This window comes from Pseudomonas sp. R9.37, from assembly GCF_963878885.1.
Classification (GTDB): Bacteria; Pseudomonadota; Gammaproteobacteria; order Pseudomonadales; family Pseudomonadaceae; genus Aquipseudomonas.
The window spans coordinates 75,325-89,375 of record NZ_CAWNZA010000001.1; the positions used below are offsets into that span (position 1 = coordinate 75,325).

Here is a 14,051-nt window from a genome sequence, read left to right on the forward strand (position 1 = left end):
ATGAAGCGTTCCGCTCTTGCTGGCTTGTTCATTACCGCTGCGATGATGGCCTCCCCTGTTTTTGCTGCCGGTGAGCCTGATCTGTGCAAAATCAACCTGGACAAAATCAATAACGGCCAAGCCCTGCTCGCAACCGATACCAGTGGCAAAAAAGGCGAAATCGATACCGCTGTCTCCCAAGCCAAAGCCGCGCACGCGGCCGGTGATGACAAGAAGTGCATCGAGATCACCTCCAAAGCCCTGCAAGACCTGCAGAACAGCGACAAAGGCGGCAATCAGTAACCACGCCAGCCGCAGAGGTCAACCTTCGGGTTGGCCTTCTGTGACGGTTTGGCGTACACTGCACAGGCTTGTCACTCACTATGAAACAACGAGTTACAAGCACGGGGCCGTTTAGGATTCGACGCCGGTCGCGAAACTTTAGGTGCATGCCGAGTTGGTAACAGAACTCGTAAATCCACTGTTGCAACTTCTTATAGTTGCCAATGACGAAAACTACGGCCAGGAATTCGCTATCGCTGCGTAAGCAGCCTTAGACCTGAGCTTCTGGTACCTTCGGGTCCAGCAATCACCAGGGGATGTCTGTAAACCCAAAGTGATTGTCATATAGAACAGAATCGCCGTGCAGTACGTTGTGGACGAAGCGGCTAAAACTTACACAACTCGCCCAAAGCACCCTGCCCTTCGGGTCGCTGAGGGTTAACTTAATAGATACGGCTACGCATGTAGTACCGACAGCGGAGTACTGGCGGACGGGGGTTCAAATCCCCCCGGCTCCACCACTTCATCATCTAAAGACGTCCACGGACGTCTTTTTTTGTGCCTGAAATCCAGTGAATACTGGGGGGTTTCAGGGCTGCTGGAGGCTTTCCAGGTTTTTTGAACTCCAGGCAGTTTGGTATTCCCAATGGTATTACCGGCTACCTAGGGCTAATCCTGGGAAGACCAAAAAGTGTCATGGAGTACTTCTCATGTGCGCTCAAACCACCCGCCTCCGACCGCCACCTTAAGACGATCAAACCGAGAGACAAGGAAGACGTCCTCACCGATGGCGACGGGCTTCAGCTGCGTGTCAGAGTCAATCGCTCGATGCACGTCACCAAGAATCGAATCAACATGGCACTCGGCTCATTCCCCGAGGTTTCTCTTGCGCAAGCCAGGAAGAAAACCGTTGAGGCCATAGAGCTGTTTGCGCAGGGTATCGGCCCCAAAGCTCAACGCGATGAGCTACAGGAAGCTAAACGAGCGGACACGCAATATACGTTCGAGAACGTGGCCACCGCGTAATTGAAGAAGGATTCCGTCACTCCCGCATATGCCGAAGACATCTGGTGCTCACTCACGCTGCGTGTATGTCCGAGCATGAAATCAACGTCCTTATCAGAAGTGAATGCCCCGATGGTCGCCAATAGCCAGACCGGCAACATGGCATTGAAACGCATGGGTTTTCAGGACCGCTTGGTCAGCCACCGCATGCGCTCCATGGCCAGCACCGTCCTGAATGAGCATGGGTGGGATCCGGAGCTGATCGAAGTCGCGCTGGCGCATGTCGTTAAAGACGAGGTTCAAAGCGCCAACGGGCGTATTTAACCTCCGAGAGTTCATTTGGATCATATAAAGGCTCGTGTATGGGAGCGGGGAGCGGCTGTTCGCCTCATGACACTTTTTTCATATCCCTCTAAAAATACCTCGCCGTTGCACCAACGCTTTTCTGGCTATTTTTTCTTTTAGCTTTTTCATCTCGAAAAAACAGACGCTTAAGAAAATATCGGCGCTCAAAATCAGAACTTCATCCAACAATATTGAATAGCTCCCTATCATTTTTTTGATGCCATTTATTCCAAAAAGGTCTTTTGTCTGGAAAACGGGGACATGCTTTATTGCTCACAGATGTAACGAGTTGTTTCAATTTTTACCGTTTTTCGGTACCGACAAGGGGGGGCTTTCTGTCGGCGAACAGGAGAGTTCCGTTCGTTGCGACGCAGTGGGTTAAGCCTAGGACATTGATGATTTTGCTTGTGCCTGTTTGGCGCAATGCAAATAAGGGATTTGTAATTATCGAGGCTTGAACCCATGAATCATGTGATCAACTCCATACTGGAAAATGCATCAACTCGCCCATCAATCGGCCATACCAACCCTGCGTTACTGCATGACGTTCTATGGCGAGCATTGGAGCACGCACTCAAGGCAAACACGGATGATGCTTCGCAAACCCCGCACAGTCGCGCCTGCCTGAGGATCTACGCCGAAATCGATACGCTGTCGTATCTGGACAAGGCAGCTTGCTCAACCTGTGGCCTAGCCTCAAGGCAGAGGTCTACCGCAAGGAAAAGAACCTGAGAATCTATCGGTTGTTTCTTATCTACGCCAAGAGCAATCCCGAGTTCATCCAGTCTTCATCGCTGAATGATTTCTACAGCGGGTTCCTCGCGGCCGTGAGTACCGATGCAGGTCTGGTCGATCCCATCAGCGCCCACCCTTTCACCTGGTGATCAGCCCCGATACCCAGGGCAACCTGGGTATCGGCAGGCGCTACCCTCCAAGAGGATCAACTGTATGGCATTTACTACCCTGATACTCGATGCCCCCGGCCCACCGTTACTGTTTGAGGAAGTTGATCGCTTTCTTGAGCTGGGCATGGCCGTCACCCTCAACCTGCACTATTTCGCAGACAAAGAGCGCATCCGGCAGCACTACACCACGCGCATTCAATATGCCGAGATCAACTGCCACGACGAGCCTGCCTTTATTGCCGCCGTGAGTCGGGCCGGGGGTTATAGCGTGTTCAAGACGCGCTTGAACATCCCCCTGGGCGCCAGCTTGATCCGCGCCGCCAGCTCGCCCGCGTTGGCCACGCCACTGAGCGCTATTGCCCAGGCCGGCACCGGGGTTAATCATATTGATCGGCTTGAGTGCGAGCAGCGCGGCGTGGCGATACTCAACACGCCAGGTTCCAACGCGGCCGCTGTTGCCGAGTACGTCGTGGCCCAGACGCTGTTTCTGTCTCGCGACCTGGATTACTACAACGCCCAAACCCACAACGGCCATTGGGCAAAAGGCACCTTGGCACCTACCCCCGAATACGCCGAACTCACGCTTGGGCTGGTGGGCACCGGTAGCATTGCCCGGCAGGTGGCACGCAAGGCGGCGGCGCTGGGCATCAAGGTGATCGCCACCGGGTCGGAGCGCTTCACCGAACAGGTGGCACGCAGCCTTGAGCTTGAGCGACGAGCAAACCTTGCGCAGTTACTGGCCGAGGCGCACATCGTTTCGATCCACGTTCCGCTCACCACGCTGACCCGAGGCTTGTTCGGCACTGCCGAGTTCCGGCAGATGCGCCCAGGTTCAATCCTGATCAATACCGCACGCGGCGGGATCGTCGACGAACACCAGCTGGCAGCCTTCATGCGCCAGTTTCCCAAGCATATCAAGGCGGTCGCCATCGATACCTTTGCCCTGGAAAAGGACCGGTTCGAGTCGCCACTGACCGGCATTCCCTGCGCGCAATTGACGCCGCATATCGCCGGCAATACCACCACGGCAATCAGGGCGGCATCGCGCCAGATCGTCGACAAGATCCATGCATTCAGTAACGCCGCCAGCGTGCTTTAACCTATCGGACACAAGGAAGGCCACACCATGCAAACCTCTATTTTTACCCGTCTGAACGCCCTGAGTTGCACCGACCTCAGCGATGCGATGGACCGCCTGAAAATCGTTTGCCAGTGCACCGACATCATGCCCCTGGATCGCACGTTCAATCTCACCGGCAAAGCCTGGACCCTGCGCTACGGCCCTATTGGCCGGGATGGCGGTTCGGTGGGGGACTACATCGACGACCTTGAGGCCGGCCAGGTGGTGGTGATCGACAACCAGGCGCGGCTCGACACCACCGTGTGGGGCGACTTGCTGACCTCTACCGCCGCCCGTAAGCAGTTGGCCGGGACGGTGATTGACGGTATCTGCCGCGATGTCGACCGTGCGCTGGAGCTTGATTACCCGATCTTTTCCCGGGGTAACTGGATGCGCACCGGCAAGGATCGGGTGCGTGTTGAGGCGATCCAGGCGCCCGTGACGCTGGGCGGCGTGCGGGTACAACCGGATGATTGGTTGCGCGGCGATGGCGATGGCCTGGTGGTGATTCCGGCCGGTTCGCTGAGCGAAGTGCTGACGGTGGCCGAAGAAGTTCACCAGGCCGAAGAGCATATCCGCGCGGCTATCGAGGCAGGCGTGCCGTTGCGCCAGGCTCGGGCCGACTATGGTTACCACGCACTCCAAACCCCACGTAGCTGACGATAGCGTTGACTGATGGCGAGTGTCTGTGAGTGCTCAAGTGAAATGCCATTTCGCACGGTATTGCAGTGGGTATTTACCCATTCGACGCATCAACAGAACCCGCCCAGTGCGGGTTTTTGTTGTTTCTGGAGGATGGAAAGTCCAGCCGGCGGGCCTTCGGATTTTTCCTTCGATATGTCGCGCTGTCGGTGAACTGGCCGCGCTTGCGCCTCCCCGCTAACCTCCCCCAGTCGCTGCAAAATCAGCGACCGGGTTTAGCAGCTCGGTTAATATCAAGGCCTGCAACGCCACCACCTGTCCAGCATCCGCTGGACTGCATTATGGCGGCTGTGCGTGGGGCACTTTCGGGTGCGCTGGGTTCCTTGATTCCTGGTCTGCTAACCCGCGTACAGTCGCCACCCTTTTCGTTTAGCAGCGATGTCTGGCGACTCCATCAATCAAGGAGTTTGCGCCATGAAAAAAATCACCCCCAATCCTCCAACAACGCTCTTCACAATTACTGAAGGCGTCGATCCCGAAACCCTGCTGATCCAAGCCAGCGAAACCCTCGCCTCCCTGAACGCCATGACCACAGACCTGGCCTTCGAGCTTGAAGGCTCGCATCGCCACAGGCTGCTGGCGGCTCAGCAATTGACCGTTTTGGGCGAGCTACTCATCGACCGTGTGTTGAGCACCCACCCCTTCCCCAGCCACACGCCTCAGCCCTAAGCGACGTAAAAGGGCGAGCCGCCTCACAACGCCTCGCCCTCTGGAAACCCCTCGCACTTCCCATTACCCTGACGGCCTTTATCAGACAACCGGAAGTCCGATACCCGTGCTCAAGCCTCTCGCTGTCCTCGCGCTCGCCTGCGCGCCGTTGCTCGTCTCTGCTGCCGACCTGGCAGGTGTCTGGAAAGGCACGCTGGGCAAGTCCTCCATTACGGCCTGTTTCAACGGGGCTCACGGGGCCAATGGCAGTTATTACTACCAGCGCACTCTCACCCCCATCCAGCTGACGCAAGCCAACGCCAGCGAGCCGTGGGCCGAAGAGGGCAATACCGGTTTCTGGCAACTGGACGAACCGCAAGGCGACACGCTGACGGGAACCTGGAGTAAAACACTGGGCGGTAAAAGCCTGGCATTGGCGCTCAAGCGGGCGGATTCGGACAGCTGCGCCAGCGACACCTATAACAACCCGCTCGAGGCGGTGCCGCCGGCGGTGACGGTCGAGAAGAAGACGTTCGGCGAGCACGCCTACCACGTGAAAACCCAGGGCGGGCAGGTCACTTTGAAACTCGAAGGCGACGGGCCGGCGATCGAAAAGATCAACCGCGACCTGGCGCGCCTGGCAATCAGCCCCGAGGGCCAGGCAGACTTCTACCGCGAGCGGCGCAACGCGCTGGATCAAAGCGGCAGCACCTCAACCAGTGAAATCACCGTAGAGCCCTTCTACTGGTCGTCGCAGTGGATCACCGTGCGGTTTTACCGCTGGACAGCCGGTTACGGCCGCGGCGGCATCAGTTGGGGCTTGCACAGCTGGAACCTGCAAACCGGCGACAGCGTAGACCCGTGGACCTGGCTGGGTGGGCGCGAAGAATGGGACAGCCCGTACTCCGGCCAAATCAAGCTGCCCAGCGCATTCAGCCGCTGGCTGGCCAAGCAAACCACCACTGACGAAGGCTGCCCGGCCATCAACCGCTATTCCTCCTTTGACCTGAGCTTCAACACCCAAGGCCTGCAACTCTCGACACCGGCCACGGGAGACGGCTGCGACAATGACTTGTCTTTCACCTGGGAGCAGTTGGAGCCGGTACTCACAGCGCAAGGCAAGGCAGCCGTGCCAAGCTTGAAACTGCCCTGAGTTGCACGTCGGCCAGCCTTACAAAAAACTGACACTCATTCATGAAATGTTCAGAAGTGCTGGCAGATACTAGCCGATCGCCGCGGCCGTTCCCCCGAACGGTCCCTTGCTCCGGTAGCCAGAAACCATGACGCGTCCCGCTCCTCTGCTGCTCCTTCTCGCTGGTTTGTTGTTCTTCTTTGCCCTGGGTGGCCATGAGCTGCAAGGCTCCACCGAAGCCCGCGTCGCCGGGATCGCCATGGCCATGCACCTGGACAATGACTGGGTCATCCCGCGCCTGTTCCGCGAACCCTTCCTGGAAAAACCGCCCCTGAGCCTATGGCTGGACGCCGGCGCCATTCGCCTGTTCGGCGGCACGACGTGGGCCGTGCGCCTGGCGTCGGCATTTGCCGGCCTGTTCAGCGTGATGCTGTTTTACGCGATGCTGCGCAAGTTTGGACGGCCCAAGCCAATGGCATTCTGCGCGGCGCTGATTCTGGCAACCATGGCCAGTTACTGGGGCAACGTGCGGGGCGTGGGGGAAGACTCGCTGCTCAGCCTCGGCGTGACCACCGCGCTGCTGGCGTTCTATCAAGCTGTGCGGCCGGACCGCGAAGGTTCAAGTACGTGGGCCTGGGCGTTGTTCACCGTCGGCATGGTCATCGCGACCCTGAGCAAAGGTGTACTGGGCCTGGCGATGCCGGGCATCGTGATCTTTGTGTACCTGGCCAGCACCAGCGTGATGGATAAGCGTGTGCGCATTGGCGACTGGCTCAAGCCAGCGCTGTTCACGCTGCTGGCCCTGGTGCCGTTGCTCATCTGGTTGAGCTTCCTGTTCCAGCGCGGCGGCATGCAGGCTGTGGCCGAAGTGCTGTGGACCAACAGCGTCGGGCGTTTCAGCGGCTCGTTTGTCGAGGCCGGGCACTATGAACCCTTCTACTACTACATCGCCAAACTGCCCGAAGCCTTCCTGCCGTGGAACATCCTGGTGTACCTGGGCCTGTGGCACTTTCGCAAAAGCCTGGTGCGTAACCGCTACCGGCTGTTTTTCAGCGTGTGGCTGGTGGCGCAGTTCACCCTGCTGACCCTGGCTTCGAGCAAGCGCGTGGTTTACCTGATGGCACTCACGCCTGCCGCCGCCGTACTGGCAGCGGAATACGCAGGGGTATTGTTGGCGTGGCTCAAAGCCAACAAACCGGCGCTGTACCGCGTCCACCGAGGCGTGATCGGTGGCGTGTTCACCCTGGCGATAGCCTGTTACCTGGCGGCGGCGTTCTGGTTTGCACCCAAAGCCGACGTGCGCCAGTCGTTTGTGCCCGTCATCAGTGAGGTTCAGGCCTACCAGGCCCAAGGCAAACACGTGGTGCTGTTCCAGCCCAACGAACGTATCGCCGGGGCCAGCGTGTTCTATCTGCAGGCCTACTTGCCGATCCTGCAAACCGAAGCTGAGCTGCGCAGCTATCTCACGGCCAAGCCCGGCAACATCGCGTTGCTGGACCGCACGGAGCAACTGGCCGAGAAGGTCACGGTGATCAAACAAATCTCGATCAACCGCCAGCCTTACTACTTCGTCGAGCAGTAAGGCTGGCGCGGGCCATCAGTGCTTGGTGAGCTTGTCCAGGTAACCCATGGCGAACGCCGAGATCACAAAGGTCATGTGGATGATCACGTACCACATCAAATGCTGCGGATCGACGTTCTTGGCGTCCATGAAGATACGCAGCAGGTGGATGGACGAGATCGCCACGATAGACGCCGCCACTTTCATCTTCAGCGATGAAGAGTCCATGGTGCCCAGCCAGTTGAGCTTTTCCTTGCTCTCATCGATATCCAGCTGCGAGACGAAGTTCTCGTAGCCGGAAATCATCACCATCACCAGCAAGCCGCCGACCAGGGCCATGTCGATCAACGACAGCAGCACCAGGATCAGGTCGGACTCGGCCATCGAGAACACGCTCGGCAGCAGGTGAATCACTTCCTGGAAGAACTTCAGCGCCAGCGCCAGCAACCCCAGGGACAAGCCGAAATAAATCGGCGCCAGCAGCCATCGCGAGGCGTACATGGCATTTTCGATAAAGCGTTCCATTGAATCTCACACAGCCTGGCTAAAAATGGCCGCGAGTATACCAGCCGCTACCAAACACCTGTAACCGCGAGAAAACTGACCTGAGCGGCATCTGTAAGAGAATTTTTCTGCTAGTGTCGAGCCCATCAAATCGGCTCGATGCTGACGAACAGGAAGACTCGAATAATGGATGTGCGATCCCCTTTGGCCACTTTCGGCCTGTGTGCGGTGTTGCTGATGGCTGGCGGCTGCTCGCCCAAAGAAGAGCAGAAGCAGGCCACCCTCGAAGAGAAAACCGCGAAGTTCGAACAATCGCTGGACAGCATTCAAGACCCCAAGCTCAGAGACGCCATCGCCGACCTTGGTGGCTCGCTGCTGTTGCTGGAGCGGGCGCGGGTCAAGCTCGCCAACAAGCCCATCGAAGCCGAATACGGCGAAGACACCCTGGCCCTGCTCAAGCACTACCCCACGCCCCAGGCCTTGGTGGACACCTACATCAATGGCCTGTTCGTGCTGCGCAAAGCCTCGCATTCCGACTACCTGACCGATTTGCAGCCGGTGTTCCCCTTCAACTTCAACACCCCGGACCAATTCCCCTTCCCCCACGGCCTTGAATGGCAGTCGGTGACGTTGAGCAACAACAAGGTCATTCCCTTTCAGCCCGAATGGTCGGAAACCGACCCGGGTATCCAGCTCAGCCCGAGCAGTTCCAACCTGACCAACCCCGATGACCTGACGGTGACTTACCCGTTTATCGAGGGTGTAGAGACCGAGAACAAGAGCCAGCCGCAGCCCGTCAGTCTCAAGGGCGCGGTCGAGGTGATGGCGCCGGGCAAAGTGCTGACCTTCGATTTGTCGAAAAAAGACGTGGGCCACAAACTCACCGAGGGCAACATCACCCTCAACCTGCTGCTGCTTGAGAAAAACTACGCCGAGATCGAGCTGACCAACAGCGAGCCCCTGGCGCCGGAAGTCGGCGACGAATCGCCAAACCCATTGCTGGTGCAGGCGCGCGACAGCACCGGGCAATTTCTCACCCGCTCAGGCTCGATCAACGAAAACGCCGCGCAAGTGGCGTTTTACGAGAAACAACTGGCCGAGATGCAAAAGCAGAAAGCCTGGTCGGAGGCCTTTGAAAAGCAGCTGACGGACGAGCAAAAAGCCTTCGAGCACAAACAAAGCAGCCATTACGCCAAGGTGTATTTCAATGGCCTGATCGACACCCTGCAGGTCGACGTCCTGGATTTTTCCAAGGCCACCGTCACCCGCAAGGACCTCGACCTGCCGGTGCTGCGTTTTGACAAGAACAGCCTGCAAAAGACCGTGCAAGCCTTGCCGATGCCGGTCACCGTGTACGACGACAGCGCTGCCAGCTGGCTCAAAGACGCGGCAATGACGGAAGACCAGCTGAAAAACAGCGTGACGATCAGCCAATCAACCGAAGACGCCAGCGCTGCGAAGATCGTCTTTGACCACCCGTTCACCTTCAATGACGACCTGGTCGGCGCCGATCGCAACAACAGCGACGCGCCCATCACCTTCTTTGCGGCGGACGACAAAGGTCAACGCGGCGAGCCCATCGAGCTGCCGGCCGAGGCCTTCGAGCTGAACGCCGCCACCGGCACGCTCACCTACGATCTCAACCTGTTCCCGGAAACCCCGGCGTTTGTGGTGGGCTCGATTCCGCTGTTTCTCGCCACCATCGAGAAAGCCACGATCAACGTTGCCAAGCTGCCCAAGGGCCTGTCGCTCAAGGACAACGCATTGATCGTCGATCAAAAGGAATTTCCCGCCGACAGCTGGCGCTTCTACGCCAAGGACGCGAGCGGCAACTACTTGAAAGAAATTCTCGGCGTCAGCCACCGTGCCGAGGAATACGGCACAGCGTTGTTTGACGTGCACTATTTCTACGGCCAGCCGACCAGCCTGGAAAGCTACCAGCGCACCGACCTCGACACCGTGCAATACGGCTTTGAGGTCAAACTGGACAAGCCCGACAGCAAATAAAGGCTCAGTGGCGAATATCACTGAGCGTCTGGGCTCGCCCGCCATTGAGTTGCCGCAGATGTGCCTGCAGGTGCAGGCACCAGATCTGCGGGTCGTCCGCCAGCTCGTAGCCGTGCAGCGTCAAGCTTTCGACGATCGATCCCAGAATGGTTTCTGCCACGAAGGGCCCATGAAACGGGCCTTGAGACTTGATGGTGGAAGGCTGTTCGCCGGTCATCCCGGCAGCAAACAACAGCGTCCACATCCCGTTATCCCCGGCGAGAGGGCGAATGGAGCATTCGATACGGGTGACCAGGCCCAGGCATTGGCGGGTAAGGCAAAGGTTGCGCGGCATGGCGGCGACCCTCGGTAGATCGGTGTTCAACCTCGCGCAGGGCAAGGCTGTCTCTGTCCAGCGACTCCTGTGGATATCCCTTGAAGTGAGAATAGAAGAAAACCAGTACAAACCAAGCTTGTAGGGACCAACGGGCGTTGGTGCCTGAGGATGGAGTCAATTTAGTGGCGAATTTACCGAGGTGGTCGATACACCGCTGATCAAATGTGGGAGCGGGCTTGCTCGCGAATGCAATCTGTCAGACACATTGATACTGACTGATCCACCGCCTTCGCGAGCAAGCCCGCTCCCACATTAACCGCGTGCTGACAACAATCAGGTGGGTTTGGCTTCCGCCAACGCCTGCTGCGCCAGCTCCTTCTCCGCCTCCTTCAAGTCATCCTCGCTGATCATCTCGGCAATCGCGCGCAAACGCTCTACCACGCGCGCATTCACGGTGCCTTCAGGGAATTGGCCCTCCTCGTCCGGCTCACCGGCAGGCTCACCGACCAACAAGCTCAACGCCTCGTCCGCCTGACGCACGGCGTAGATGTGGAATTGCCCGTCGCGCACGGCCTGCAGCACCTTCTCGTCAAGCATCAGCGTAGCCACGTTGGCCTGCGGGATGATCGCGCCCTGCTCACCGGTCAACCCGCGTGCTTCGCAGAGGCGGAAGAAACCTTCGATTTTCTCGTTGACCCCGCCCACCGCCTGCACTTCACCAAATTGGTTGATCGAGCCGGTGATGGCAAAGCACTGCTTGAGCGGCGTCTTCGACAGCGCCGAAATCAGGGTGCACGCCTCGCCCAGCGAGGCACTGTCGCCGTCCACATAACCGTAGGACTGCTCCAGCGCGATACTCGCCGAGATCGCCAGCGGGAATTCCTGTGCATATCGGCTGCCCAGGTAACCGGTGAGAATCATCACGCCCTTGGAGTGAATCGGCTGGCCGAGGTTAACTTCGCGCTCGATGTCGACAATACCGCTGCCGCCGGGGTACACCGTGGCGGAAATCCGCGCCGGCACGCCGAACGCCGAGTCGCCGACCTCCAGCACCGTCAGCCCGTTGCACTTGCCGACCGCCGCACCGGCGGTGTCGATCAGGATCACGCCGGCAAGCATGTCGTCGAGAATCCGCGCCGACACCCGCCCGGTACGCGTGGCCTTGGCCTTGAGCGCGCGTTCGATATGCCCCGCGTCAGTCATCTCGTCGCCCGCCAGGTGGCGAATGAAATCCGCCTCACTGACCAGCTGGAACAAGTCGCCAATGCGCGCCGACAACCGCCCCTGATGTTCAGCCAGGCGTGCGCTGTAAGTCGCCAGCCGCGCCACCGCGTCCGACGTCAACGGTGCCATGCCTTCTTCCGAGGTGCGGGTTTTAAGCAACTGGGCAAACTGCTCCAGGCTTTCGTCGACCATCGGGATGTCTTCGTCGAAATCCACCAGGACGCGGAACATCTCCTGGAAGTCCGGATCGGCGTCCTGCAGCGCGTAGTACAGCTGGCGCGAACCGATAATGATGACTTTGACCTGCAACGGAATCATCTGCGGGTTGAGGGTCACCGTGGCCAAGCGGCCCAGCTCGCCCAGCGGCGATTCCATCTTCAGCTTGCGCGACTGCAGGGAGCGCTTGAGCGCGTCCCACACAAACGGCTCGCCGAGCATTTTTTCGGCTTCCAGAATCAGGAAACCGCCATTGGCACGGTGCAAGGCGCCCGGGCGCAACTGGCGATACGTGGTGTAGAGCGCGCCCTGGTCGGTGCTGTATTCGATACGGCCAAACAGGTTGTCGTAGGTCGGGTGCGGCTCAAACACCACCGGCGCGCCGCCATTGACCGGGTGGCCGACCACCAGGCTTGGGCAGTATTGCTCTTCGAGCAGCTTGCGGGCCTGGGCGTCGGTCTTGGCATCATCCACCAGTTGCTCGACCACGGTTTTGAGCAGGTACACCTGCATGGCTTGCAAGTAGCCGCACACCGCTGCGTTTTCTGCGTACTTTTCCGACAGCGGCGCCAGCAAAGGCTGCAGGGCCAGGGTGATGGTTTCTTCGTTGAATTGGCGCAGTTGGTTGTTGGACTCACGTTTCCACTGCGGCAGGCTGGCCAACTCTTCGTTGAGGCGCTCTTCCAGCTCGGAAATATCTGTGTGGAAGCGCTCACGATCAGCTTCCGGCAGCTGCGAAAACTCGGCCTCGTCCAGCGCCTTGCCATCAAGCATCGGCGTGAACGCGATGTTGGTGCTGTCGCGGTACAGCGCCACGTCCTTTTCCAGGGCCAGACGCTCGATCACGTCCAGGGCCTTGTCGTAGCGCTGGTTGAAGGCGCGGTCGATGGCGCTTTTGCGCTGTTGATAGGTGGGGTGTTCGAACACCGCCGGGAAAGTGGCGACCAGGTTGTCGACCAGAGCGTTGATATCGGCGATGAACGCCGCTGCGCCGCCGCCCGGCAATTCCAGGGCGCGTGGCTCACGCGGCTCATCAAAATTATTGACGTAGACCCAGTCCGACGGGGTCTGCAGGCGTTTGCCTTCAGCTTTCAGGTAGCGTTTGACGAACGAAAAGCGGCCGGTACCGGGCTCGCCCATGACAAACACGTTGTAACCGGGGCGTGGCATCGCCACACCGAACTGCAACGCTTCAACTGCGCGTTCCTGGCCAAGCACACCGCGAAAGGGCTCCAAATCATTGGTGGTCGAGAAGCTGAACTGTTCAGCGGAGAAAGGGCGAGTCAGCGCTTCAGGCGCTAGACGCAAGCTGGCAGCAACAGGATCAGGCATCGGGCTTCCTTACATCAGGCGGGGCAGATGACGGCATTCTGGCTCTCGGTTGCGCGCTCTGGCAAGGCGCGCCTGTGGGAAAGCGTAGACACGGGAGGCGTCCTACAAAAAAATCGCGACAACAGTGCGCAATCACTCCGATTGTTTTATAAAAAATAACGGAACCCCAGGAACGTGCCTAAACTCCAAACTGCGCGGGTTGGACTAATAACTGGCCCCTAGGGCGCTGCGACGCGCCTGAACCCTTGTCCATTGGTTTGCACACAAAGAGAACAAAGCTATGAAACGGATCCTTCTTGGTACTCTCTTCACCGTCGTCTCCCTCAATGCAATGGCAGAAGCACCAGGTGGCCCGAACTGCGGTTGGGGCAACATGTTGTTTGAAGGCCAGCGCGGTACTCCAGCTCACTTCCTCGCTTCCACCACCAACGGCACCTCGGGTAACGCCACCTTCGGCATGACCTCGGGCACCAACGGTTGCAGCACCAACAGCGCCCTGACCTACGGCGGCAAGTCCTGGATTGCCATGAATGGCATGATGAACGAGCTGTCCGAAGACATGGCCAAAGGCAACGGCGAAGCGCTGACCACCTACGCGGTGGTACTGGGCGTTGCACCGGAAGATCGCGATCACTTCGCGGCCGTGACCCACGAGCACTTCCAGCAGATCTTCAGCAAAGCTGACGTGACCGCCGATGACGTGCACAACAACACCCTGGCTGTACTGAAAAGCGATGCCCGCCTGGCAAAATACGCTACCCAGGCTTAAGCTC

At 58.7% G+C, this 14,051-nt stretch carries 12 protein-coding genes, 1 other RNA gene and 1 pseudogene; 11 read left to right on the forward strand and 3 right to left on the reverse strand.

Features of this window, described 5'->3' with window-relative positions; translation table 11 throughout:
• From AACU78_RS00335 to AACU78_RS00375, 9 genes and pseudogenes are all read left to right on the forward strand, one after another.
• Positions 1–282, forward strand: a complete 282-nt coding sequence (locus tag AACU78_RS00335; RefSeq protein ID WP_106579272.1) for a hypothetical protein — start codon at positions 1–3, stop codon at positions 280–282.
• Positions 283–385: 103 nt separating this feature from the next.
• Positions 386–782: a transfer-messenger RNA gene (gene ssrA, locus AACU78_RS00340) on the forward strand.
• Between the two features lie 189 nt (positions 783–971).
• Positions 972–1,584 (forward strand): annotated as a pseudogene (locus AACU78_RS00345) (integrase arm-type DNA-binding domain-containing protein); the annotation flags it as partial.
• 701 nt (positions 1,585–2,285) lie between these two features.
• Positions 2,286–2,495 (forward strand): hypothetical protein, encoded by a 210-nt coding sequence (locus AACU78_RS00350; protein ID WP_157986848.1) that lies wholly within the window; start codon positions 2,286–2,288, stop codon positions 2,493–2,495.
• A gap of 64 nt (positions 2,496–2,559) precedes the next feature.
• Complete coding sequence (locus tag AACU78_RS00355; protein ID WP_106579273.1) at positions 2,560–3,615, forward strand: NAD(P)-dependent oxidoreductase; 1,056 nt, start codon at positions 2,560–2,562, stop codon at positions 3,613–3,615.
• 27 nt (positions 3,616–3,642) lie between these two features.
• Positions 3,643–4,296 carry an RraA family protein gene (locus AACU78_RS00360; RefSeq protein ID WP_106579274.1) on the forward strand — a complete coding sequence of 218 codons (654 nt, stop codon included), beginning with the start codon at positions 3,643–3,645 and terminating at the stop codon, positions 4,294–4,296.
• 456 nt (positions 4,297–4,752) lie between these two features.
• Positions 4,753–5,007, forward strand: coding sequence for a DUF6124 family protein (locus AACU78_RS00365; protein ID WP_106579275.1), 255 nt, complete (start codon positions 4,753–4,755; stop codon positions 5,005–5,007).
• 106 nt (positions 5,008–5,113) lie between these two features.
• Complete coding sequence (locus AACU78_RS00370) at positions 5,114–6,139, forward strand: hypothetical protein (RefSeq protein WP_106579276.1); 1,026 nt, start codon at positions 5,114–5,116, stop codon at positions 6,137–6,139.
• Positions 6,140–6,266: 127 nt separating this feature from the next.
• Positions 6,267–7,700 carry an ArnT family glycosyltransferase gene (locus AACU78_RS00375; protein WP_106579277.1) on the forward strand — a complete coding sequence of 478 codons (1,434 nt, stop codon included), beginning with the start codon at positions 6,267–6,269 and terminating at the stop codon, positions 7,698–7,700.
• A 15-nt stretch (positions 7,701–7,715) separates the two neighbouring features.
• Here the strand turns inward: AACU78_RS00375 and AACU78_RS00380 are convergent, their stop codons facing one another.
• Positions 7,716–8,204 (reverse strand): TIGR00645 family protein, encoded by a 489-nt coding sequence (locus tag AACU78_RS00380; RefSeq protein ID WP_106579278.1) that lies wholly within the window; start codon positions 8,202–8,204, stop codon positions 7,716–7,718.
• A 165-nt stretch (positions 8,205–8,369) separates the two neighbouring features.
• Here AACU78_RS00380 and AACU78_RS00385 point away from each other — a divergent pair, with 165 nt between their 5' ends.
• Positions 8,370–10,190, forward strand: coding sequence for a hypothetical protein (locus AACU78_RS00385; protein WP_106579279.1), 1,821 nt, complete (start codon positions 8,370–8,372; stop codon positions 10,188–10,190).
• A gap of 4 nt (positions 10,191–10,194) precedes the next feature.
• Here AACU78_RS00385 and AACU78_RS00390 read toward each other — a convergent pair whose 3' ends face one another.
• Positions 10,195–10,524, reverse strand: coding sequence for a PA4575 family protein (locus AACU78_RS00390; protein ID WP_106579280.1), 330 nt, complete (start codon positions 10,522–10,524; stop codon positions 10,195–10,197).
• Positions 10,525–10,839: 315 nt separating this feature from the next.
• Positions 10,840–13,278 (reverse strand): Lon protease family protein, encoded by a 2,439-nt coding sequence (locus AACU78_RS00395; protein ID WP_106579281.1) that lies wholly within the window; start codon positions 13,276–13,278, stop codon positions 10,840–10,842.
• Between the two features lie 280 nt (positions 13,279–13,558).
• Between AACU78_RS00395 and AACU78_RS00400 the strand changes: the two genes are divergently transcribed.
• Positions 13,559–14,047 carry a DUF3015 domain-containing protein gene (locus AACU78_RS00400; RefSeq protein WP_083356699.1) on the forward strand — a complete coding sequence of 163 codons (489 nt, stop codon included), beginning with the start codon at positions 13,559–13,561 and terminating at the stop codon, positions 14,045–14,047.
• The last annotated feature ends 4 nt before the right edge of the window (positions 14,048–14,051 follow it).

What these genes read in the sequence shown, in the direction of transcription:
- AACU78_RS00335 (WP_106579272.1), top strand. Translation starts at nt 1, where the DNA reads ATGAAGCGTTCCGCTCTTGCTGGCTTGTTCATTACCGCTGCGATGATG.
- AACU78_RS00355 (WP_106579273.1), top strand. Translation starts at nt 2,560, where the DNA reads ATGGCATTTACTACCCTGATACTCGATGCCCCCGGCCCACCGTTACTG.
- AACU78_RS00360 (WP_106579274.1), top strand. Translation starts at nt 3,643, where the DNA reads ATGCAAACCTCTATTTTTACCCGTCTGAACGCCCTGAGTTGCACCGAC.
- AACU78_RS00365 (WP_106579275.1), top strand. Translation starts at nt 4,753, where the DNA reads ATGAAAAAAATCACCCCCAATCCTCCAACAACGCTCTTCACAATTACT.
- AACU78_RS00375 (WP_106579277.1), top strand. Translation starts at nt 6,267, where the DNA reads ATGACGCGTCCCGCTCCTCTGCTGCTCCTTCTCGCTGGTTTGTTGTTC.
- AACU78_RS00380 (WP_106579278.1), bottom strand. Translation starts at nt 8,204, where the DNA reads ATGGAACGCTTTATCGAAAATGCCATGTACGCCTCGCGATGGCTGCTG.
- AACU78_RS00385 (WP_106579279.1), top strand. Translation starts at nt 8,370, where the DNA reads ATGGATGTGCGATCCCCTTTGGCCACTTTCGGCCTGTGTGCGGTGTTG.
- AACU78_RS00390 (WP_106579280.1), bottom strand. Translation starts at nt 10,524, where the DNA reads ATGCCGCGCAACCTTTGCCTTACCCGCCAATGCCTGGGCCTGGTCACC.
- AACU78_RS00395 (WP_106579281.1), bottom strand. Translation starts at nt 13,278, where the DNA reads ATGCCTGATCCTGTTGCTGCCAGCTTGCGTCTAGCGCCTGAAGCGCTG.
- AACU78_RS00400 (WP_083356699.1), top strand. Translation starts at nt 13,559, where the DNA reads ATGAAACGGATCCTTCTTGGTACTCTCTTCACCGTCGTCTCCCTCAAT.